The sequence below is a fragment of the Xenorhabdus bharatensis genome (assembly GCF_037996705.1).
In the GTDB taxonomy this organism is placed as follows: domain Bacteria; phylum Pseudomonadota; class Gammaproteobacteria; order Enterobacterales; family Enterobacteriaceae; genus Xenorhabdus; species Xenorhabdus bharatensis.
The window spans coordinates 1-23,271 of the sequence record NZ_JBBMXG010000015.1 but is presented as its reverse complement, the minus strand read 5'-3'; the positions used below and the strand labels follow the sequence as shown (position 1 = coordinate 23,271).

The 23,271-nt window shown below is 42.8% G+C and carries 19 protein-coding genes and 1 pseudogene; 7 read left to right on the top strand and 13 right to left on the bottom strand.

Annotated elements, in window-relative coordinates:
* Nucleotides 1–59: 59 nt before the first annotated feature.
* From artM to cspD, 6 genes are all read right to left on the bottom strand, one after another.
* On the bottom strand, nt 60–728 hold the full coding sequence (gene artM / locus AAC855_RS14555) for an arginine ABC transporter permease ArtM (RefSeq protein ID WP_340610531.1): 669 nt from the start codon (nt 726–728) through the stop codon (nt 60–62).
* The gene (gene artQ, locus AAC855_RS14550; protein WP_340610530.1) at nt 721–1,443 is read right to left on the bottom strand and encodes an arginine ABC transporter permease ArtQ; all 723 of its coding nucleotides are present in this window, start codon (nt 1,441–1,443) and stop codon (nt 721–723) included. Before artQ ends, artM begins: the two co-directional genes overlap by 8 nt.
* 10 nt (nt 1,444–1,453) lie before the next feature.
* Nucleotides 1,454–2,197, bottom strand: a complete 744-nt coding sequence (artJ, locus tag AAC855_RS14545; protein ID WP_340610529.1) for an arginine ABC transporter substrate-binding protein — start codon at nt 2,195–2,197, stop codon at nt 1,454–1,456.
* Between the two features lie 82 nt (nt 2,198–2,279).
* Entirely contained in the window at nt 2,280–3,008 is a 729-nt protein-coding gene (gene artP, locus AAC855_RS14540) for an arginine ABC transporter ATP-binding protein ArtP (RefSeq protein ID WP_340610527.1), read from the bottom strand.
* A 205-nt stretch (nt 3,009–3,213) separates the two neighbouring features.
* The gene (locus AAC855_RS14535) at nt 3,214–4,116 is read right to left on the bottom strand and encodes a LysO family transporter (RefSeq protein ID WP_340610526.1); all 903 of its coding nucleotides are present in this window, start codon (nt 4,114–4,116) and stop codon (nt 3,214–3,216) included.
* Between the two features lie 513 nt (nt 4,117–4,629).
* Nucleotides 4,630–4,866, bottom strand: coding sequence for a cold shock-like protein CspD (gene cspD / locus AAC855_RS14530; protein ID WP_099110679.1), 237 nt, complete (start codon nt 4,864–4,866; stop codon nt 4,630–4,632).
* 324 nt (nt 4,867–5,190) lie between these two features.
* Between cspD and clpS the strand changes: the two genes are divergently transcribed.
* Both clpS and clpA read left to right on the top strand, forming a co-directional pair.
* On the top strand, nt 5,191–5,511 hold the full coding sequence (gene clpS, locus AAC855_RS14525) for an ATP-dependent Clp protease adapter ClpS (protein ID WP_228859774.1): 321 nt from the start codon (nt 5,191–5,193) through the stop codon (nt 5,509–5,511).
* A 30-nt stretch (nt 5,512–5,541) separates the two neighbouring features.
* Nucleotides 5,542–7,827, top strand: a complete 2,286-nt coding sequence (gene clpA, locus AAC855_RS14520; RefSeq protein ID WP_340610525.1) for an ATP-dependent Clp protease ATP-binding subunit ClpA — start codon at nt 5,542–5,544, stop codon at nt 7,825–7,827.
* A gap of 98 nt (nt 7,828–7,925) precedes the next feature.
* Here the strand turns inward: clpA and infA are convergent, their stop codons facing one another.
* The 5 genes from infA to trxB form a co-directional block, all read right to left on the bottom strand.
* Nucleotides 7,926–8,144 carry a translation initiation factor IF-1 gene (infA, locus tag AAC855_RS14515; protein ID WP_340610524.1) on the bottom strand — a complete coding sequence of 73 codons (219 nt, stop codon included), beginning with the start codon at nt 8,142–8,144 and terminating at the stop codon, nt 7,926–7,928.
* Nucleotides 8,145–8,296: 152 nt separating this feature from the next.
* Entirely contained in the window at nt 8,297–8,986 is a 690-nt protein-coding gene (gene aat, locus AAC855_RS14510; protein ID WP_340610523.1) for a leucyl/phenylalanyl-tRNA--protein transferase, read from the bottom strand.
* Between the two features lie 8 nt (nt 8,987–8,994).
* The gene (cydC, locus tag AAC855_RS14505) at nt 8,995–10,737 is read right to left on the bottom strand and encodes a heme ABC transporter ATP-binding protein/permease CydC (protein ID WP_340610522.1); all 1,743 of its coding nucleotides are present in this window, start codon (nt 10,735–10,737) and stop codon (nt 8,995–8,997) included.
* A 2-nt stretch (nt 10,738–10,739) separates the two neighbouring features.
* Nucleotides 10,740–12,509, bottom strand: coding sequence for a heme ABC transporter permease/ATP-binding protein CydD (gene cydD, locus AAC855_RS14500; protein ID WP_340610521.1), 1,770 nt, complete (start codon nt 12,507–12,509; stop codon nt 10,740–10,742).
* A 176-nt stretch (nt 12,510–12,685) separates the two neighbouring features.
* A complete protein-coding gene (gene trxB / locus AAC855_RS14495) occupies nt 12,686–13,645 on the bottom strand; it encodes a thioredoxin-disulfide reductase (RefSeq protein WP_340610520.1) in 960 nt (319 codons plus the stop codon).
* 652 nt (nt 13,646–14,297) lie between these two features.
* Here trxB and lrp point away from each other — a divergent pair.
* The 5 genes from lrp to serS all read left to right on the top strand — a co-directional run bounded on the left by lrp (nt 14,298) and on the right by serS (nt 21,823).
* The gene (gene lrp / locus AAC855_RS14490; protein ID WP_004256338.1) at nt 14,298–14,792 is read left to right on the top strand and encodes a leucine-responsive transcriptional regulator Lrp; all 495 of its coding nucleotides are present in this window, start codon (nt 14,298–14,300) and stop codon (nt 14,790–14,792) included.
* Nucleotides 14,793–14,931: 139 nt separating this feature from the next.
* Nucleotides 14,932–18,420, top strand: a complete 3,489-nt coding sequence (locus AAC855_RS14485; RefSeq protein WP_340610519.1) for a DNA translocase FtsK 4TM domain-containing protein — start codon at nt 14,932–14,934, stop codon at nt 18,418–18,420.
* Nucleotides 18,421–18,448: 28 nt separating this feature from the next.
* A complete protein-coding gene (lolA, locus tag AAC855_RS14480; RefSeq protein ID WP_340610518.1) occupies nt 18,449–19,060 on the top strand; it encodes an outer membrane lipoprotein periplasmic chaperone LolA in 612 nt (203 codons plus the stop codon).
* Between the two features lie 7 nt (nt 19,061–19,067).
* Nucleotides 19,068–20,411: a replication-associated recombination protein A gene (locus AAC855_RS14475; protein WP_340610516.1), complete on the top strand. Its 1,344-nt coding sequence runs from the start codon at nt 19,068–19,070 to the stop codon at nt 20,409–20,411.
* A gap of 122 nt (nt 20,412–20,533) precedes the next feature.
* Entirely contained in the window at nt 20,534–21,823 is a 1,290-nt protein-coding gene (serS, locus tag AAC855_RS14470) for a serine--tRNA ligase (RefSeq protein ID WP_340610515.1), read from the top strand.
* Nucleotides 21,824–21,956: 133 nt separating this feature from the next.
* Here the strand turns inward: serS and AAC855_RS14465 are convergent, their stop codons facing one another.
* Both AAC855_RS14465 and AAC855_RS14460 read right to left on the bottom strand, forming a co-directional pair.
* Nucleotides 21,957–22,784, bottom strand: a complete 828-nt coding sequence (locus tag AAC855_RS14465) for a BPSS1780 family membrane protein (protein WP_340610514.1) — start codon at nt 22,782–22,784, stop codon at nt 21,957–21,959.
* 392 nt (nt 22,785–23,176) lie between these two features.
* Nucleotides 23,177–23,271: pseudogene (locus AAC855_RS14460) on the bottom strand (IS982 family transposase); the annotation flags it as partial.

Genomic DNA, 23,271 nt, shown 5'->3' with positions numbered 1-23,271 from the left:
TAGCTTCCATTGTTGGTAATCATCAATGGAAGCAAAGATACATCATAGCTAGTGGTTGTTTAATTGCGTTGCTCAAATGATAGTGTGCGCCGTTCAAAAATACGCATCAGTAATGTCAAAAGACCATTTATGCAGAGATAAATGATACCTGCTGCAACAAAAACGGTTGCATCATAACTGCGGCCAAATTGTAGCTGGCTGTATCCCATAATATCCAACAGTGTGATTGTACTGGCCAGTGAAGTGCTTTTGAAAATTAATACAACCTCATTGGAATAGGACGAGAGCGCTCGTTTGAAGGCATACGGCAGTAATATACGCATGGAATGTGCCTGTGACATACCCAGTGCATAACAGGATTGCCATTGTCCTTCCGGGATTGCCTTAACTGCCCCATAAAACAGTTGAGTAGAATAGGCTGCGCTATTTAAAGCCAGCGTCACCATCGCACAGAGCCACGGTTCAGACATTAACTGCCATAACCACGGGTATGCTTTTATGGCTGGAAATTGCCCGGGACCATAGTAAATTAAAAAGAACTGTACGAGTAAGGGAGTGCCGGTGAATAGTGTTATATAGCCTTTCACTAATTGAGATAGCACCGGCAGTTTCATTGTCAGAATCACAGTCAGGATGACTGATAGCATAAACGCCACCAACAACGCTGTAAAAGTAAGGCTCAGGCTGGTTTGCAGGCCCGGTAAGATATCCTTTATATACTCAAGCATCAGAAGCACTCCGTTCAAAATGAGTCGTACGTACTTCAAGTCGTTTGAGGATAAATTGGCTCACTAGTGTGATAACCAAATAGATGATAGCGGCTACCATATACCAGGTGAATGGCTCTTGTGTACGAGTGGCGATGCTTTTTGTTTGTAACATCAAATCATTAACGCTGATTAATGAGACCAGAGCTGTATCCTTTAATAAAACTAACCATTGATTACCTAACCCGGGTAAAGCATGGCGCCACATTTGTGGCATGACCAGCCGGAAAAAGATGCGGCTTTGGCTTAATCCCAGTGCCTGACCCGCTTCCCTTTGCCCGATAGGAATAGCTTTTAATGCGCCTCTTATTGTTTGGGATGCATAGGCAGAATAAAGGAGTGAAAGCGCAATAACACCGCACAGGAAAGGGCTGACGTCAAAATTGTCAATTTCCATCTGTATTCGGAATTGCCAGACGATCAGATTGACATCAAAACCTTCTGATAAAATGATAAGAAGCTGTGAACTCCCGAAGTAGATAAAAAGAACCACCAGAATTTCAGGTAACCCACGGATCAGGGTAACCCAGCAGGAACCTAAAAAAGCGAAGGTTTTCCAGCGGGAAGACTCCCAGCCAGCAAAAATCATTGCCAGAATCAAACCGGCTATAAGAGAGGAAACAGCAAGGCCGACGGTGATACCGGCGGCACTCATTAAAGATTGAAATTCATTCATTGGAGTTCAATTAATTATTTTTGCCAAACCATTTTTCGTAGATGGTGTCATAAGTACCATCCTGTTTGATTTCCGCCAGAGCTTTATTCAGTTTATTTAATAAGCCTGTATTGCCCTTACGAACCGCGATACCTAAACCTGTGCCAAAGTAATCTTTATCAGTGACTTTCTCACCAATGGTCCCTAACTCTTTATTCTTTTTTAGCCATTCATTGACAACAGCAGTGTCACCGAATATTGCCTCAATACGACCATTTTTCAGATCGAGAATTGCATTCTGGTAGCTATCATATGGCACTGTTTTTAACTCTTTATGCTGTTCCATCAGGTATTTTTGATGTGTTGTGCCATTCTGAGTGCCTACTAACTTTCCTTTTAACTCATCAATTTTGGAAAATTTGCCTTTGACAGTCACGAAGTTGGCAGAGTTATCGTAATAAGTATCAGTAAAATCAACCTGTTTTTTTCTGTCAGGCGTAATATCAATACCCGCCATTAACACATCAACGCGCCGGAATTTCAGGCTGGGAATAAGACTGTCAAATGCCTGATTAGTGAAACTGCATTCGGCATTAAGTTTTTTACACATTGCGTCTGCCAGATCGACATCGAATCCCTGAATCTTATTGTCAGCACCAACGAATTCAAATGGAGGATAGGTCGCTTCCGTTGCGAAACGCAGAGTTTCTTTTTCCGTTGCGGTTGCTGATAGAGTGACTGTAGTTAATAACGCTGCAAGCAAGAATTTTTTCATAGCCATGTCCTGTAATTGATGAGCATGTGATTGATGATTATTTTTCTGACATTATCTGTATGGCTGGCTCAGTATGACAAACTTAGTGTGACAAATAATGAGCAAAAGCTTCAGTTTGAGGCTTCAAAAAATGACTAGCATCACCTTTTTCTATAATTCGTCCTTTTTCCATGTAGATAACCTGGCTGGCTGTTTTACGGGCAAGTTCCACTTCATGTGTCACAATAATTTGGGTAATTCCGGTTTCTGCCAGTTCTCTTATGATATCAACAACCTGAGATGTGATTTCGGGATCAAGTGCAGCTGTTGGTTCATCAAATAACAGAACCTGAGGCTCCATCATTAGCGCCCGCGCAATAGCGACCCGTTGCTGTTGCCCCCCTGACAAGTGCAGCGGAAAGCGATTCGCAAACTCTTCAAGACGAAGGCGGGAGAGTAATTTGGCCGCTTTTTCCATGGATTGCTGTTTGGATAATCCCTGCACCCGACAGGGAGCTTCAGTCAGGTTATCCATTACGGTTAAATGTGGCCATAAGTTATATTGCTGAAAAACCATCCCTACATTCTGCCGCAGGGCACGGATTTCTTTTGCGTTAGGCGGTTGTTTAAAATCAAATTGATGCTTTGCTACACTTAACTGGCCGGAACGTGGCATCTCGAGTAAATTCAGGACTCTCAATAAGGAACTTTTGCCTGCACCACTAGGCCCAAGCAGAACGACGGTTTCCCCTGAACCACATTCAAAATTGATATCAAACAGAGCCTGATTAGTTCCATAGAAACAATTGATATTTTTTAATTGAATTTTCATGCGAAAACTATGAATAGTTAATTAGTTGATGGGATATTAATCCCAAAGGAATAACTATGCAATAATGTGCGCGTAAAATCGTTATTTTAGTCAGTTTTATGGGTTTTATAATCAGGCGTTGTTCTTTTTTTACCTTTTGTTGAGTGACTTTTTTTAGTGTAAATATGAGATTGTTAAATAACGTTATGCGTTTATTTATATAAATCTATTGGGTAAAAAATGCGATAAATATAGGCGTCATCAGGCTTAAAATGAAACCGTGAACGATGGCTGCGGGTACAATACTTATACCCCCACAACGCTGTAATATGGGTAATGTGAAATCGATTGATGCAGCTCCGGTTAAACCTAGTGCCGTTGAGCGATAGCGATTGATTAGCATGGGAAGAAGCATAATAGATGCCAGTTCACGAGCCAGATCATTAAAAAAAGCTGTACTGCCAAGTACTGGCCCGTAGGCATCAGAAATTAAAATGCCGGAAAGAGAATACCAGCCATATCCGGATGCAACAGCCAAGCCAGTCTTGGTTGGTAAACCAAGCAGGAACGCTGCTATCACGCCACCAATAAGTGAACTGATAGCGACAATAATCGCAACAACAGCTCCACGGCGATTCATGAATGTTTGCTTTAGGCTCAAGCCGTTATTACGTAGTTGGATACCCACAAAAAACAGTAAGAAAATTAAGGTGATTTCACTGGCTTTGCTGGAAAAATGAAACCATGACCATTCAGTCAGACCGAGCAAAAAACCGAATATTAATGCACTACATAATTTGATGGAGTCTAATGCCATATGCAGGCGAGAAGGGGGAGTTTCCTGTTTATGCCCTGTAATAATCCACGGTTCTTTTTTATCCAGAAAAAAAAGTGCAAGCCAGTTAGTTGCGAATATACACAGGAAAAATGTCATTGCATACAATAGGATAGAGAGTAAATTACTGCCCAGATTATCCAGCATTGCAAGGCTGATCCCCATAAGCAGGAGAATGAGATAAACCATGACATTGAGTAATTGATGAACTCGGGTAAGTATCGTTTTGTTATTTAGGCGAATCAGATAACCCAGGCTCAATGGAAGGAGGATAATTAGTAATCCTGAAAACATGTCACATATCCTTATAATAAACGTCTTTTAATCTGGCTTTATACGCTTGTCTTTCAAGTTGCTTTTTTGTTGCAGGGCATACTTCGAAATCCATTGGTATATCTTTGACTGGTCATAAAAACCAAAAAAGCTGTAACAACAAATAATTCACACTACTATAACATGCCGAGGAAAGGGAAACCTACTGAAATTCAGCCTATTCTTACTATCCTGTCATTTTTAATTCACAAAAAAATTAAGCAAATTCAAAGCGAAACAGGGTAATATCTTTTTGTATGGTATGGAAAATGGCTACCTTAGATATATGCGTCAGTTATGACTGATATTTGATGATAAAACTCTCCTGATTTTTACATCTGTTTTATTTACACCCAATTGATTTACATCTCACTCAATTATATTTATTGTGAATGAAAATCAGTAGGTTCTTAGGGAAGGGGAGTAGTGAGGTTATCCGCTGAATAACACGCCACAAATAAAGGGGGATTTACCTATGGCGTGTGAATTACGAAACTATTGGTTACTCTTTTTTAATTTTGAGCCATCTTCCAAAGGAACAATAACACAGGCATGATTGCCTTTAGGGCCTTGATTAACGCTGAAATTCACTTTTTGTCCGGCTTTCAGCGTCCTATAACCATCCATCTGAATGGTTGAATAGTGAGCAAATATGTCCTCGCCGCCACTCGCCGGGCAAATAAATCCAAAGCCCTTCGCATTATTGAACCATTTAACTGTACCTGTTTCCATACTTCTCTATCCCTCGTATTATGATTTCGGGTTTAGGAATCACTAAAAATTTCAGGATCATGAACAGTCGTCCAGCTAGGAATGGTGTTCATAAAATACACTGTAGTGAAATTCATTTTATCGTCAAGTGCAGAAGTTATGACAGGTTGTCTCAAATCATCAAAGTTTGATATAGATAACGGTATCAGACTTTTAGGTGGAATACTGGCTCTGATCGTCTACGGGAATAAGCAGAGTGCTTTATGTAGTGATAAAATATATAGAGGTAGAACGAATTAGTTCATACTAAAATCCGATAGAAAGATAATGCTCAGTGGAAAGACAATGAGTCAGTTTTATAACAGCTTGAATCTTGAAGAATTTATAGAAGACAAAGAAAAGCAAGCGCTACAGCCGCCGTCTATGTACAAGATAATTTTGAATAACGATGACTATACCCCCATGGAGTTTGTGGTTGACGTATTACAAAAGTTCTTTTCTTATGATATTGAACGAGCAACGCAACTAATGCTGGATGTCCATTACCAAGGGAAGGCAATTTGCGGTATTTATACAGCAGAGGTCGCAGAAACTAAAGCTGCGCAAGTGAACATGTATGCTAAGGAGCACGAGCATCCGTTACTTTGCACGCTGGAAAAAGTCTGATCTGGCTTATTGATTTTGGAGGAGGTGCTTATGCTCAATCAAGAATTGGAGCTGAGTCTCAACATTGCTTTTGCCAAAGCAAGGGATAACAGACATGAATTTATGACTGTCGAGCACCTGCTACTGGCGTTGTTAAGTAACACATCAGCGCGAGAAGCACTGGAGGCTTGTAAGGTCGAGCTGGCAGTTTTACGCCAGGAACTAGAAAATTTTATTACTCAAACAACCCCTTTATTACCAGAGAATGATGACAGGGATACTCAGCCAACATTGAGCTTTCAGCGTGTGTTGCAACGAGCGGTATTTCATGTTCAATCTTCAGGCCGCTCAGAAGTTTCCGGGGCGAATGTACTGGTTGCAATTTTTAGCGAACAAGAATCTCAGGCGGCTTACTTACTGCGAAAGCATGATGTCAGCCGGCTGGATGTTGTGAATTTTATATCTCACGGAACACGTAAAGATGAGCTCGATAATGAGAATCATCATAATGTTAATCCAGTTCAGGAAGAACAAGTGATAGGTGAGGATAGATTGGAAAATTTCACTACAAATCTGAATCAGTCTGCACAAAAAGGGCAAATTGATCCGCTGGTTGGTCGTCAGCATGAATTGGAAAGAACAATTCAGGTGCTGTGTCGCCGGCGCAAAAATAACCCATTGCTTGTTGGTGAATCGGGAGTCGGTAAAACTGCGATTGCTGAAGGGCTTGCCTGGCGCATCGTGCAAAAAGATGTTCCGGCAGTGATGAAGGATTGTACGATTTACTCACTGGATATTGGTTCATTATTGGCAGGGACAAAATATCGGGGCGATTTTGAGAAGCGCTTCAAAACCTTGTTAAAAACGCTGGAACAGGACAGCAAAAGTATTCTCTTTATCGACGAAATCCATACTATTATCGGTGCTGGTGCCGCTTCGGGTGGGCAGGTGGATGCAGCCAATCTGATTAAACCTCTTTTATCCAGTGGTCGTATTCGGGTGATTGGCTCGACAACTTATCAGGAATTCAGCAATATCTTTGAAAAAGATCGCGCCCTGGCCCGTCGGTTTCAGAAGATCGATATTCTGGAGCCTTCTTCCGAAGAAACGGTACAGATTATTCATGGATTACGTGCTAAGTATGAGGCGCATCACGATGTTCGCTACACAGCAAAAGCGATTCGGGCTGCTGTTGAACTGTCGGTGAAATACATTACTGATCGTCATTTGCCGGATAAAGCCATTGATGTGATTGATGAAGCAGGCGCGCGTACAAGGTTAGTTCCAATCAGCCGCCGCAGAAAAACCATTAATGTTGCAGATATTGAGTCAGTTGTTGCACGTATTGCCCGTATTCCGGAGAAAACCGTTTCAGCCAGTGATAAAGATGTCTTGAGAACACTGGATGATCGTTTGAAAATGCTGGTTTTTGGTCAGGACAAAGCAATCGGCGTATTAACCGAAGCCATCAAAATGAGCCGTGCCGGGTTGAGGCAGGAGTACAAACCTGTTGGTTCTTTCCTGTTTGCCGGGCCTACCGGAGTGGGTAAAACAGAAGTTACAGTACAGTTGGCGAAAGTACTCAATATCAAATTATTACGCTTTGATATGTCTGAATATATGGAGCGTCATACTGTCAGCCGCTTGATAGGTGCTCCGCCTGGTTATGTTGGTTATGATCAGGGTGGTTTACTAACGGATGCTATTATTAAGCACCCTCATTCTGTGTTGTTGCTTGATGAAATTGAGAAGGCTCATCCGGATGTGTTCAATATCCTGCTTCAGGTGATGGACAACGGAACGTTGACTGATAACAATGGCAGAAAGGCGGATTTCCGTAATGTTATTCTGGTGATGACAACCAATGCGGGAGTACGTGAGATACAGCGTAAATCCATTGGGTTCACGGAACAGGATAATAGCATTGATGGCATGGTTGAGATCAAACGAACCTTTACCCCCGAATTTCGTAATCGTCTTGACAGTATTATTTGGTTTGACTCATTGTCTGCGGAAGTTATTCAGCAAGTGGTTGATAAATTTATTGTTGAATTGCAGGTTCAATTGGATGAAAAAGGCGTGTCTCTGGAAATCAGTACGGATGCCCGTCAGTGGTTATGTGATAGAGGGTACGATAAAGCAATGGGTGCCCGTCCGATGGCACGTGTGATTCAGGATAGCCTGAAAAAGCCATTGGCAAATGAATTACTGTTTGGTTCTTTAGTGCATGGAGGCTCAGTCAGGATTAGTCTCGATAAAGAGAAAAATGTACTGAAATATGATTTCAAAAGCGTACAAAAATCAAACAAGAAAAAATCAGAAGATGCCGTACTATAATCAGTACGGTATATGAAAAACTAGCAATTAAGCAAAGAGCAACACCACAGGCGAATGTTGAAAAACATAGCCTGTGGTGTGTTAAGAAGGTATCGAACTTAGCGGCTACGGAAGATGATACGGCCTTTGGTCAGGTCATATGGGGTTAGTTCAACTGTAACCTTGTCTCCAGTCAGGATGCGGATATAGTTTTTACGCATTTTGCCTGAAATATGAGCAATGACAGGATGCCCATTTTCTAATTCGACACGAAACATGGTGTTTGGCAGTGTGTCTAACACAGTACCTTGCATTTCAATATTGTCTTCTTTGGCCATCTAATCCTCTAAATGTAACAAACGTAGTTTAACCGGCAAGATAATGCCGAAAAACCCTCATTATGTAAAGGAATGTCGTATTTTACACCATCATTTTCCTCATAATGGCATTGACACTCCCACCGTGAATGGTATAAACCACCAAATATTGGTTATAATGCCAGCGTTTGTTTATCCCAACAACCGATTTGCAATGATTGCTTCTGGTATTGGTCAAGATGCCGGAGAAACTCTTTCCTTGGAATATTTTTGGCGCCCAGTGATTCAGTATGGTGGTTTAGCACCTGACAGTCAAACAATTGACCGCCATGACGTAAAAAATGGTGATAGAATACCACAAAAGCGCACTTTGATGCATTCTCCATTTTGCTAAACATCGATTCACCGCAAAATAGTGTACCCATATTAACACCATATAACCCGCCGACGAGCTGTTGTTTATGCCAAACTTCAACTGAGTGAGCTAAACCTTCCTGATGTAAGGTTTGGTAGCCCAATTGAATGTCAGAACCGATCCATGTGCCTTCCTGCCGCTGGGCACAACCACAGATCACCTGTTCAAAAGCATAGTTTACCGTAAATTGGTAAGGGTGTTTGCGAATAAAACGTCGTAAGGTACGGCCGGTATGTAATTCTCCAGGGATCAGGACAGCCCTGGGATCGGGAGACCACCACAAAGGCAGTTCATTAGGTGAAAACCACGGGAAAATGCCTTTGCGATATGCGGTCTTTAATCGTTCTGCACTTAAATCACCCCCAAATGCCAGCAAACCATTTGGTTCTGCCAGTGCAGTCTCTGGATGGGGAAATTCATACGAGTTATCCAATTGAGCTATCAACATAAAACTTATTACTCCTGATCAGGATAGCTCTGCCGTTGATAGAATTGGTAGTAGCGTCCTTGTTGGGACAATAATACATCGTGTTGTCCTTGCTCAATGATACGTCCCCCATCCATCACACAGATCCGATCCATGTGTTGTAAGCCTGTTAACCGATGGGTAATTACAATAAGTGTTTTATCCTGACAACTATGGCGTAATAGCGCCAAAATTTGTTGTTCAGTATCTGCATCGAGCCCTTCTGTTGGTTCATCCAGAAGCATGAGTGGTGAGTTATGCAGTAAGGCTCTGGCAATACCCAAGCGGCGTTGTTCACCACCTGAAAGCTGACGTCCGCCTTCGCCCATCCAACAGTTTAGCTTTTCATTGTTTTCTAGCAAGTTTCCTAAGCCGACCTGTTGTAATACTGTTGCTAATTCTTCATCTGTAGCCCCCGGTTTTGCCATCAACAGATTTTCACGCAGAGTATGGCTGAACACATGTATCCGCTGAGGAACGACTGATATCATTGATCTCAGCGTGGCTTCATCATAAAGAGAAATAGCCTGTTGGTTGAGTAGAATTTCTCCGTTATCAACATCCCACGCCCGGGTTAATAATTGTAAAAGAGTCGATTTACCGCAGCCAGTTTTACCCAATAAGGCGATATGTTCACCTGCCTGAAGAGACAGTGAAACATTCTGCAATACAGGCATAAGCTGGTTAGGATAAGTGAATTCTATATTTTTTATCTCAAGGCTGAGATGACCTATACTTTTAGGCCCGTCAGCAGGAAAGGTGACTTCTGCTTTCTGATGCATTAGCTGGGAAACACGGGTTGCTGACGAGATCACCTGCCCCATGTGCTGGAATGCAACAGTGACGGGCCCCAGAGATTCAAACGCGGAAAGGGCACAGAATGTAAACAGAGCAATTAATGCACCGGGTTGATTATTTCCACCTACATTTGCTGCTGCCAGCCACAATATTAATGTTACCGTTATACCAGTAGCAAAAATCATGATGGCCTGAGAAAGCCCAGTCAGGTTGGCTTGCTGTTGCTGGCTTTTTAGCCATTGGGATTCAACTTCGGACATTGTCTGGCGGAAACGTTTAAGAGCACCGAACACGGTTAATTCTGCCTGACCCTGCAATGTGCTGGTGAGTAAAGTACGGTACTGCCCACGTAATGCTGTGATATTCCTGCCATAAGGTTTACCTGCGTGATAAAACACAAAAGGTAATATAAGTAATAATCCCAGCATAATACCGCCGAGGGTATAGGCGAGAGTCCGGTCAAGAAAGCCTAGACCTAATGTCAGAACTACAATTACAGCGAGTGCAGCAAGCAGTGGAGACAGGACACGAAGATAGAGGTGATCTAATGTTTCTACATCAGCCACAATTCTGTTTAATAACTCTCCCTGACGAAAACGGGCAATCCCACCCGGCGAAAGTGGCAGGATCTTCTGAAAGGTAAATACCCTCAGATGGGCTAATACCCGAAATGTAGCATCATGGCTAACCAACCGTTCTCCATAACGCCCGGCAGTGCGGAAAATTGCGGCTCCCCGGACACCCGCGGCAGGCAGCATGTAGTTAAAGGTATATTTTCCGGCAAAGCCCGCCACAGCCGTACCAGCCAGAAACCAGCCAGACAGTGTAAGTAAGCCAATACTGGCTAACAGAGTTAATGTTGCCAGAACCATCCCTAAACTGATGAGAAACCAGTGGCGGCGGTATAGTGCGAGAAATGGAAGTAATATACGCATGATTAAAGCTCCATACTGCGATGAGACAACAGACGGGAAAATGCGCCCTGAGATTGGCTCAGGCTTTCATAGTTGCCTTTTTCAATAATGAATCCATTTTCCATCACCCAGATTTGATCGTATTCCGGCGTTTCTTCCAGTAAGTGTGTAACCAACAGCGTAGTTTGCTGACTGGATGCCTGATTCAACGCTGTCATTACCCGTTGCTCACTGTGAGCATCAAGACTGGCAGCGGGTTCGTCCAGCAGCAGAAGCTGGCAGGGATGCAATAAAGCCCTGGCTACAGCAATACGCTGTGCCTGCCCAACAGATAACCGTGCTGCATTATCACCAATAACGGTATTTATGCCATCGGGTAGTGCAGAAACAAACTCCGTCACATAGGCTCGCTGCATGACATCCTGAATTTTTTCCTGTGTCGCATCAAACTGCCCAAGACGAATATTATCAAGTATGGTTTGTTCTGGCAGGTGAGGGTTTTGCCCAACCCAGCTTAATTGTTCACGCCATTTGTCGAGATCAAGTTCATTGAGCTCACTTCCATTGATTTTCAGTGAACCGCGATAAGGAAGAAAACCGAGTAAGACATTTATCAGAGAACTTTTTCCCGCGCCGCTTTTACCCACTAATGCAATACGTTGGTGTTGATCAATCGTAAAATTTAAAGGGCCGGCAAGACGATGACCATCATGCGACAAAATTTCCAGCTCATTCGCTTCAATACTGACAGCATTTTTATCTGACAGAATTTTTTTACCGCCGTATGAGGCATGTTCCTCATCGCTGGTTAATAGTGTGAAAAGTGATTCCGCCGCACCGACAGCCTGGGCTTTAGCATGGTAGAAAGTACCCAGATCACGCAGCGGCTGAAAAAACTCCGGAGCAAGGATAAGTGCCAAAAAACCGGCAAACAGTGTGACACCAAGGCCGTAACTGCCAAAATGCAATTCTCCCAGATAAGAAAAACCAAAATAGACAGCCACAACGGCAATAGAAACAGCAGCAAAAAACTCCAGTACTGCAGAAGATAAAAATGCCATGCGTAACACTTCCATCGTTCGCTGCCGGAAATCTTCGGTTGATTCGGTAATTTGCTTAACTTCGGCTTTTCCCCGATGGAATAAGCGTAATGTTTCGAGACCACGCAAGCGATCGAGAAAATTACCGCTTAATCGGCTGAGCGCAACAAAATTACGCCGATTTGCATCCGCTGCACCTAACCCAACTAACGCCATAAAAAGCGGAATCAAAGGTGCTGTTACCAATAAAATAACACCGGCAGCCCAATTGATTGGAAATACTGTAATCAGAATAAGCACTGGAATAGTGGCAGCGAGGGTCATTTGAGGTAAATAGCGGGAATAAAAATCCTGCATATCTTCGATCTGTTCCAGAATAATCGTTGCCCAACTGCCAGCGGGTTTACCTTTTACCCAGACAGGCCCTAATTGAGTCAATTTATCCAAAACCATACTACGGATTTGCTGACGTACAACCTTGCCACAAATAAAGCCGACACGCTCCCGAATAGCACTGACAATCGCTCGTAGGGTAAAAGAAGCCAGTAACATCGCAAACTGGTTGATAAGATGTTCACGGGGAGCATGGTCCATGATAAGTGCCTGAAGAATGGAAGCGAGCAGCCAGGCCTGAGAGATAATCAGTAGGCCGCTGATCAGGCCTAGTAGCATGGATAGGCGAAGCCATCGACGGGCTGGAGTACTTTGTTGTTTCAGCCATCGAACCAGTTCAGATTGTCTTGTTTTGTCCATAAGAAAAATTTCAGATTAACAGATGATACAGAGTATCAAAACAAGCTGGTAACCACATTGCCAGCTTCCGCGCACTATGCCTATCTACAAAATGTGTTATCTACAAAATGCTATTTACAAAAAATGCGCCCTGTTAAAAAGCGCTATTGGAATAGCGCTTTTAAGGGAAGATATTTTTATTTGGTTGCCAGCCCGTCCAGAAAACGTTCAGCATCCAAAGCTGCCATACAGCCAGTACCGGCAGACGTAATCGCCTGACGATAAACATGATCCATGACATCACCAGCGGCAAAAATACCCGGAACGGAAGTCTGAGTGGCATTTCCATGCAGCCCGGACTGGACTTTGATATAGCCGTTTTCCAGTTCAAGTTGACCTGCAAAAATACCGGTATTCGGGCTGTGACCGATAGCAATGAAAACACCGGCAACATCCAGCTCTTCGGTGTTATCGCTCTTAGTATCGCGGATACGAACACCTGTCACACCCATCTCATCACCCAAAACTTCGTCCAGAGTGCGGTCTGTATGCAGAATAATATTGCCGTTTTTAACTTTATCCATCAAACGATCAATCAGGATCTTCTCTGAGCGGAAAGTATCACGACGGTGTATCAGGTGAACTTCAGATGCAATATTCGCCAGATATAATGCTTCTTCAACGGCGGTATTGCCGCCACCGACAACTGCAACTTTTTGTTTACGGTAGAAGAAACCATCACAGGTTGCACAGGCAGAAACACCACGTCCCTTGAATTCTTCCTCGGAAGGTAAGCCTAAATAGCGAGCCGAAGCACCAGTTGCGATGATCAGAGCATCACAGCTATATTCCTGATCATCACCATACAGATGGAATGGTCTTTTTGAGAAATCAACTTTCTGAATGTGGTCAGAAACAATTTCTGTCTGAAATTTTTCAGCGTGCTGGAACATACGCTCCATCAAGCCAGGGCCTGTCAGCCCTTCAGGGTCACCGGGCCAGTTTTCAACTTCAGTCGTGGTGGTTAATTGGCCGCCTTTCTCAACCCCTGTAATGAGTACGGGACTTAGATTAGCACGGGCTGCATAAACAGCAGCAGTATAACCAGCAGGACCTGAGCCAAGAATGATGAGCTTACTGTGTTTGGCTGTACTCATGAATACCTCATTTCCATTATCACATATCGTGGATTTAGGGATTGTAGGAGAAATGATAAGTTAAAAAAAGCGATTATCAGATAAAATATTCATGTTATTAACGATTTTACCGATAGATAGTAACTATGATGTAATGGGAATGTAAGGAGTAAGTGCTTAACATTTTGAATTGAACATCATTTATGCGTTTTAGTCATGAAACGAGCGGCTAAGGCGATTTACCGAAAATTTGTTTGGTATGTTGTTCTGATTTTTGTTCATTTACTTTGACAATCGGCTATGCATTTGCGAAAACATCTGTGTAAGAGATAATTATCTACCTCGCTAATCAATTGTTTCTATAGAATAGACAATTCTGAGGGGATGATTTTCTCATAGAATATTAAAAATTGCCGATAAGCTGCTTTCTGGGAGACCCAATGTTTTGGGAAAATCGTGTTTTGGGAAATTACATTCTGGAAGACGGTGTTCTAGTAAGTCGTATTTTGGTTAATCGAGTTCTGGGAAATTGTGTTCTGGAAGATTACGTGCAGGCCCCAAACCTTGGTTACAGATTGAGCTTTAGCCTTTGAAGACATCTTTTCCAGCTCAATTGCTTAAAAGAGATAGGGAAAATGTTATGGGTGTAGGAATATAAAGAGAGAGCAATAAGATGATAGATAATAAGAAGCGTCCAGGAAAAGATCTTGATCGCATAGACCGTAATATCCTTAATGAATTGCAGAAAGACGGCCGTATTTCCAATGTGGAATTATCCAAACGAGTAGGCTTATCACCAACTCCTTGTCTGGAGCGTGTACGTCGTTTAGAGCGTCAGGGTTTTATTTCTGGTTATACGGCGTTGTTAAATCCTCACTACCTGGATGCATCATTGCTGGTATTCGTTGAAATCACCCTGAATCGCGGAGCAGCAGATGTTTTTGAGCAGTTCAATACTGCCGTACAAAAACTTGAAGAAATTCAAGAGTGTCATTTAGTTTCTGGAGATTTTGACTACTTACTGAAAACACGTGTACCGGATATGTCTGCGTACCGTAAATTACTGGGTGAAACCCTGCTACGCCTTCCGGGTGTTAACGATACTCGTACTTATGTCGTTATGGAAGAAGTGAAACAGAGTAACCGTCTGGTAATTAAGACTCGTTAAGCTTTTGTCTACAATGTACAGTGTATAGATGCAAAACAGGAAAAAGTTAGGTACACTCCTGTTTATGCATACAGTTTCAACGCTGAGCTGCCCTCAGCGTTGTTCCGTTTAATCCACAGGAAAACCTGGAGAGCCTTTCTTGAACCAGGAATATACAGAAGACAAACGTGTTAAATTAAAAAGAGTCAGCAGTGGCCGCAGGCTTCTGGAAGCCATTCTGTTGGTAATTGCTATATGTGCCGTCTACTTAATGGTAGCACTTGTCAGTTTTCACCCCTCCGATCCCAGCTGGTCCCAAACTGCCTGGCATGAGCCCGTCCATAATTTAGGTGGCAGTGTTGGTGCGTGGTTATCAGACATACTATTTTCCGCATTCGGTATTCTTGCCTATGCAGTCCCGCCATTAATCTTTTTAGGGTGTTGGAATGCTTTCCGTCAGAAAGATAGGCAAGAGTATGTAGATTTTTTCACGCTCGCATTACGTATTATTGGTGCCTTGGCACTTATCCTGACTTCATGTGGTTTAGCAGAACTTAATATTGATGACTTCAAAGATTTCGCGTCAGGTGGTGTAATTGGCAGTTTATTCAGTAGTGCCATTTTGCCGTGGCTCAATATTTTGGGTACGACTCTGGCGCTGCTTGGTATCTGGGTTATCGGGTTTACGCTATTTACTGGCTGGTCCTGGCTTACCATTGCAGAAAAAATTGGCGCTTGTATCCTTGATTCAATTAGCTTTGTACTCAATCGTAGCCGTCCTGAATCTGAATATGATGAAGAGCGGGAAGGGCAGGCATTGGAAAATGAAGTAGTATCCGCTTCCTCTGATACTGAAAAAGAACCCATCCATAATGGGAATAAGCCTGCTACCGCTGATATTATGCAGGATTCAGGTACAGTCGATGAAGACGACGTTTTGTTGGCAACACCAACGGTAGCAGAATTAGCGAATATTGACTCAAGACAGCCAGAAAGCGAAAAATCAGAAGAAAGTCTCACTCCTGTCAGTATTTCATCTGGAAGTGTTACATCTGAAAGTGCTCCATTTGAGCCTCAGGTCTCTATCGTTCCGGAAACAGCTCAGGCTATATCAGAGCCAGAGCAGGTTGAGAATGTTCAGGAAGCGGAACCTACGCACTATACATTTGAACTGCCGGGCGACGAGCAAACAAGGCATCTAACGGCAGAATTCAGTAATACACTGCATACTGTGCCGGAGCCAGATTTACCGCCAGCCGATATGCATTCAGTTACAGTGGGTATAGCAGCGCAGGATACAGTGCAGGATAGTCTGGCTGTGTCGCCATCACCTGATAATCGTGATGAGTTGCAGAATCCGGTAACAACTCCTGCTGTGCCAGTAAGGAACCCTCAGGTAAAACAAGGTATTGGTCCTGAGATGCCGAGGCCGAACCCAGTACGGATACCGACTCGTCGTGAATTATATGGCGTTAAAGTCCCTTCTTATCGTTTGGCTGAACATTTGCAGCGAAAAGAAAAAGAGAGACAGGAAGAACTTAATGCTGAAGCTGAAGAACAGAAAATGGATGCGCAACAACAAGATATGTTGCGTCAGCAATTTCTTGATCAGCAACGTGAACGTTACGGCTGTGATGTTGAAAAAGAGCCTAAAGAAAATACAGAGCGACTTCACTATACTCAAAGCCAGACTGTTCTTGATAACCTGCATGAGAATAAAACAGTAGAGGCTCCTGTTTTACCTGTCAGTAATGTTGACGAGCAGGCAGAGCAGGAAGAAATGTTGCGGAAAGCATTTGAGCAGCAACAGAGTGAACGTTACCAAAACCAGACTCAGCCCTTACAACAGCCTGAAAAATCTGTATTTGAATATTTTTCACAAATTGATAGCTCAGATAAACCGGAGCCGACAGAACCACTCTTTATGCCATCTGAGTTCATGCCAGCAGAAGATATTTCACAACCAGAACAGGAAATAAATGTTCCTCCTGTTTCAAGTGATTCAGCAATTTCTGTTGTCCCGAATACTGTTCATGAGGCAGAAAACCGGCATAATTTTGCACAGCAACCGCAGCAACCGCAGCAACCGCAGCAACCGCAGCAACCGCAGCAAAGCCTATTCCATCCGTTCTTGGTGCGTAATGATCAACCATTACCTAAACCAACTACACCGATGCCTTCTCTCGATCTTCTGGCTGCACCGCCGGCAGAAGAAGAACCTGTTGATATGCTCGCTCTGGAACAAACTTCACGTTTAATTGAATCCCGTCTGAACGATTATCGGGTTAAGGCTGATGTTGTCGGGTTTTCGCCTGGCCCAGTGATTACCCGGTTTGAGCTGGATCTGGCTCCCGGGGTTAAAGCTTCACGTATTTCCAATCTATCCCGTGATCTTGCCCGTTCACTTTCGGCTGTCGCTGTCAGGATTGTAGAAGTCATACCGGGGCTACCTTACGTCGGTCTGGAATTACCCAATAAAAAACGTCAGACCGTCTATTTACGGGAAGTATTGGATTGCGAAAAATTCCGTGATAACCCCTCTCCTTTAACCATCGTTTTAGGGAAAGATATCGGGGGCCAGCCTGTTGTGGCTGATTTAGGGAAGATGCCGCACTTATTGGTTGCAGGGACGACCGGTTCGGGTAAATCTGTGGGGGTTAATGCGATGATCCTCAGCATCCTGTATAAAGCAAAACCCGAAGATGTTCGCTTTATCATGATCGACCCGAAAATGCTTGAACTGTCTGTTTATGAAGGCATCCCCCATCTGTTGACTGAAGTCGTGACAGATATGAAAGATGCTGCTAACGCATTGCGTTGGTGTGTTAATGAAATGGAACGCCGCTATAAACTGATGTCAGCTTTAGGTGTGCGCAATATTGCAGGTTATAACGATAAGATCAAACAGGCTGAGCAAATGGGCCGTCCTATTCCTGATCCATTCTGGAAACCCGGTGATAGTATGGATGCGGAACACCCTGTCCTGAAAAAAGAACCTTATATCGTTGTAATGGTCGATGAGTTTGCTGACCTAATGATGACTGTAGGGAAAAAAGTAGAAGAATTAATTGCCCGTCTGGCTCAGAAAGCAAGGGCAGCAGGTATTCATCTGGTGCTGGCAACACAACGTCCTTCTGTTGATATTATTACAGGCCTGATTAAAGCTAATATTCCTACGCGCATTGCATTCACCGTTTCCAGCAAAATTGATTCCCGTACTATTCTTGATCAGGGAGGGGCAGAATCATTGCTTGGTATGGGGGATATGCTTTATTTAGCACCAAATTCATCTATTCCTGTACGTGTTCACGGTGCTTTCGTTCGTGATCAGGAAGTTCATGAAGTTGTTAATGACTGGAAAGCACGTGGTCGCCCTCAATATATTGATAGTATTATTAAAGGGGGAGAAGATGGCGAAGGCGGTTTGGGGTTGGATGGTGATGAAGAGTTGGATCCTCTGTTCGATCAGGCGGTAGAGTTTGTGATTGAAAAACGTCGGGTGTCTATTTCCGGAGTACAGCGCCAATTCCGCATTGGCTATAACCGGGCAGCCCGTATCGTAGAACAGATGGAAGCTCAGCAAATTGTCAGTACGCCGGGTCATAATGGTAATCGTGAGGTTTTAGCTCCTCCGCCACACGAACACTGATAATAATATGAATTGAAGGTACTCACACATGAAAAAACTGATGTTGATTGGCTGTCTGATGGTGGGGTTGAGCGTGAGTTCTGCATGGGCTGATGCTGCACATGATTTGCAGGAGCGCCTGAGCAAAGTAAATAGCTTTCATGCAAATTTTACCCAGACAGTTACCAGTAATGATGGCTCAGCGATTCAAAATGGTGAAGGTCAACTTTGGGTCAAACGCCCTAATTTGTTTAACTGGCATATGACATCACCTGATGAAAGCACTTTGATTTCTGATGGTAAGACATTATGGTTTTATAATCCCTTTGTTGAACAAGTTACTGCGAATTGGCTGAAAGATGCGACGGGAAATACGCCATTTATGCTGATTGCCCGTAATGATTCAGCAGATTGGAAGCAATACAAAGTGACTCAAAGTGGTAATCATTTTGAGCTGACACCCAAGAGCGCTAGCAGGAATCTTAAGTATTTCTCAATCACAGTGACACCAGATGGCACTATTCAGAAATTTACTGCTGTTGAACAAGATGGTCAGAAAAGTGCTTATCAGTTGAAAGGGCAGCAGAATACGAATGTAGATGCGTCAAAATTTAAATTCACTCTGCCAGAAGGTGTGACGCTGGACGATCAACGCCAGTGAGGTTTAATTGAACAATCTTTCTCTTGATTTTTCACAGAATGAATTTCAGCCACTGGCCGCAAAAATGCGGCCAATCACGTTAGATCACTATATTGGTCAGCAACATTTATTAGCGGAAGGTAAACCTCTACCGAGAGCTATTCGTGCGGGGCAACTCCATTCTATGATTTTATGGGGGCCACCGGGTACGGGAAAGACCACATTAGCTGAAATTATTGGTTATTATGCGCAGGCAGATATTGAACGTATTTCTGCGGTGACTTCGGGTATCAAAGAGATCCGGGAATCCATCGAAAAAGCACGGCAAAATCGTAATGCAGGTCGCAGGACAATTTTATTTGTTGATGAAGTTCACCGATTTAATAAAAGCCAGCAAGATGCATTTTTGCCACATATTGAAGATGGCACAATTACATTTATTGGCGCGACAACCGAAAATCCCTCTTTTGAATTAAATTCAGCTCTGCTGTCACGGGCGCGAGTCTATCTACTGAAATCCCTTTCGCCAGCAGAAATAGAACAAGTGCTGACTCAGGCCTTAAGTGATAAAGAACGTGGTCTTGGTGGGCAAGATATTGTGTTGCCGGAAGATACCCGGCATATACTCGCAGAGCTGGTAGCCGGTGATGCACGCCGCTCACTGAATCTGCTGGAAATGATGTCAGATATGGCGGAAGTTGATGCGAAAGGTCAGCGGATTCTGACACTTGAACTGCTGAAAGAAGTCAGTGGGGAAAGAAGTGCACGCTTTGATAATAAAGGTGACCGATATTACGATTTAATATCGGCCTTACATAAATCAATCCGCGGTTCAGCGCCAGATGCTGCACTTTATTGGTATGCGCGGATTATTACTGCCGGTGGTGATCCCCTTTATGTTGCCCGACGTCTACTGGCGATAGCTTCTGAAGATGTTGGTAATGCAGATCCTCGAGGGATACAGGTTGCAATTGCTGCATGGGATTGTTTCACTCGTGTCGGAGCCGCAGAAGGAGAGCGGGCTATTGCGCAGGCGATTGTTTATCTTGCTTGTGCTCCTAAAAGTAATGCTGTTTATACTGCATTTAAAGCGGCTATGGCCGATGCTCAGGAAAAGCCTGATTATGATGTCCCGGCTCATTTGCGTAATGCCCCGACGAAGTTAATGAAAGAGATGGGATATGGTGAAGCATACCGTTATGCGCATGATGAGCCGAATGCTTATGCCGCCGGAGAGATTTATTTTCCGCCTGAGATGCAAAAGACAACTTATTACCATCCGACTAACAGAGGATTGGAAGGTAAAATCGGTGAAAAATTAAACTGGCTAATGGCACAGGATCAAAATAGTCCAATAAAACGCTATCGTTAATGTGGCTGATACGGTAATGTTGGTACGTTAAAAAACTTCTATCAGTCTGCTTAGTCCAGACTGATTTTATTACTGTTTTACCAATAACTTTTTTCTCAATAACAAACAAGCACAGGAATAGCATGCTCGATCCAAATATGCTGCGTAATGAGCTAGACGCAGTCGCCGAAAAACTGGCTCGCAGGGGTTATACCCTTGATGTGGAGACGGTGCGTAAACAAGAAGAGCGCCGTAAAGTTTTACAAGTTGAAACTGAAACCCTGCAAGCAGAACGTAATTCCCGATCGAAATCTATTGGTGCAGCGAAAGCCCGTGGTGAGGATATTGAACCACTGCGTCAGGAAGTAAATCAATTGGGAGAAAAGCTGGATACAGCAAAAGCAGAATTGGAAGCATTACAGGTTGAGATCCGTGATCTTGCACTGAGTATGCCGAATATTCCTGATGATTCTTCTCCTGATGGTAAAGATGACAGCGATAACGTAGAGATCAGCCGTTGGGGTGAGCCGCATCAGTATAATTTTGAAGTGAAAGATCACGTATCATTGGGTGAATTGACAGATGGTCTTGATTTTGCAGCAGCCGTGAAATTAACGGGTGCGCGCTTTGTGGTAATGAAAGGCCAGATTGCCCGTTTGCACCGTGCATTGGCGCAATTTATGCTGGATTTGCATACTGAGCAGCATGGTTATCTGGAAACCTATGTTCCTTATCTGGTTAACCATGACACTCTGTTTGGTACAGGTCAGTTGCCTAAATTTGGTGAAGACTTATTCCACACTAAAGCGCTGGAAGAAGAATCTGGTAGTAACTATGCACTGATCCCGACTGCGGAAGTTCCGGTGACTAACTTGGTGCGTGGTGAGATTCTGGATGAGAAAGATCTTCCTTTGAGAATGACGGCACATACACCTTGTTTCCGATCTGAAGCGGGTTCTTATGGTCGTGATACCCGTGGCCTGATCCGTATGCACCAGTTTGATAAAATTGAGTTGGTTCAGATTGTACATCCTGAGAAATCAATGGAAGCACTGGAAGAACTGACAGGACATGCGGAAAAAGTATTGCAGCTACTAAACCTGCCGTACCGTAAGATGTTGCTGTGTACCGGAGATATGAGTGCAAGTTCAAGAAAAACTTACGATTTGGAAGTTTGGCTACCGGCTCAGAATACTTATCGTGAAATTTCATCTTGTTCTAACACATGGGATTTTCAGGCTCGTCGTATGCAGTCTCGTTTCCGCAGTAAAGATGATAAGAAAACCCAGCTGGTACACACACTGAATGGCTCAGGTCTGGCTGTTGGCCGTACTCTGGTTGCAGTGATGGAAAACTATCAGCAGGCAGATGGCCGAATTGAAGTTCCGGCAGTATTACGTCCTTATATGAACGGGCTGGAATATATTGGTTAATAGCTGATTATTCTAAGTAATAAAAAAGCGCCTTGTTAGGCGCTTTTTTATTTAATGATATATACGCTTTGGGTTAGAGAAGAATAATAAGCACTGAAAATATCGCTTATTATAAATATAGAAATAAGAACCCTTAAATAACGAAATCTGATTGTATTTGTTTTTCTTCCTGCTTATAAAAAATACTACGGTACGTTGTATAATAAACAATAAGGTTCATCGGAAGCATTATAATCAGACCTAAAAATAAGGGAAGCAGTGATACAATAAATAGAATCCCCATCAGTAAGAAAAATAGAAATCCACCGAATAAATTTTTCTTTACCGCACTCAGACTCATTGATACTGCCTCACCAAATTTCAGATCATTAATGATAATTAATGCGGGAGCAAACCAGATAAATGCAAGAGCAATGGTGATGAAAATCCAAAACACAAGACATGCCCACATAATTGAAGGAATAACCGCAATTAATTGTTCTGGGTCTAGTTCTGCATTTATATCCTGAGCGGCTAAAATCAAATCTATCATCCCTATGCCCGCAATGAGAACAGCAGCCACAGCCCCAAGTGCACAGATGCCTAAATAAAGAGCACCAACAGCAACCAGTGAACCTAATTTTTCTTTAAACCCGTAAAAGAGTAAATCTATTTTAAAATTCCCCGTAGTTCTTTGCTTCTCAGCGGCTGCGATAATACCCGCAACAAACACAGGACTAAACAAAGTTAAGATATAATTGAGCAGTGGAATAACACTCAATCCTCCAAGAATTAACATATAGATAAATGTAAACAGTATCCATTGCGATGGATTTGCTTTAAACATCTTCCATGCATCACCGATCCACTCGGTGGCAGCTCCGGCACCTACGGACTGTCCTTCACGAATGAAAATCTCTTTTTCTTTGATAAGGGAAACATTTTGTTCCCCAGAATTTAAATTAATATTTTGATTATCCATTTCTTTTACTTAATTTGATTAAATGATTTTTCTAAGTTAAATGTTAACTAAATTCATCCCTGAACAACTTTATGGATAAATTAGATAGAATTGTTCCATGAAAGTCATTAATCAACAAGGATTAATAAATTTCTAATTAATGGATTATCATTCGATTTTTTGTTTATTTTATAAGATAAAATTAACTGCTCTTGAACGGAGGATTTTCTATATTTATCAGAATGGGGCAATCGATGATGAGTTTTGGCAAAATATCAGGTAGTAAACAATGGGTAACTGAAGAGGTTATTTTGAGATATGAAACTGGCTGCAACCCGTGACTGAGCCAGTTACAATTTAGAACGATTAATTCAGTGGAATAAAAAATATGTTTAATTTAACCCCAATTCCGCTTAAGCTATTGCTGAAATATCTTCTTCTGAGTAGAAAATTTTCAGTGATGGCTTTTTCTCTTTAAGGCAGTAAGCAACCAATCCCGTTAAAATCG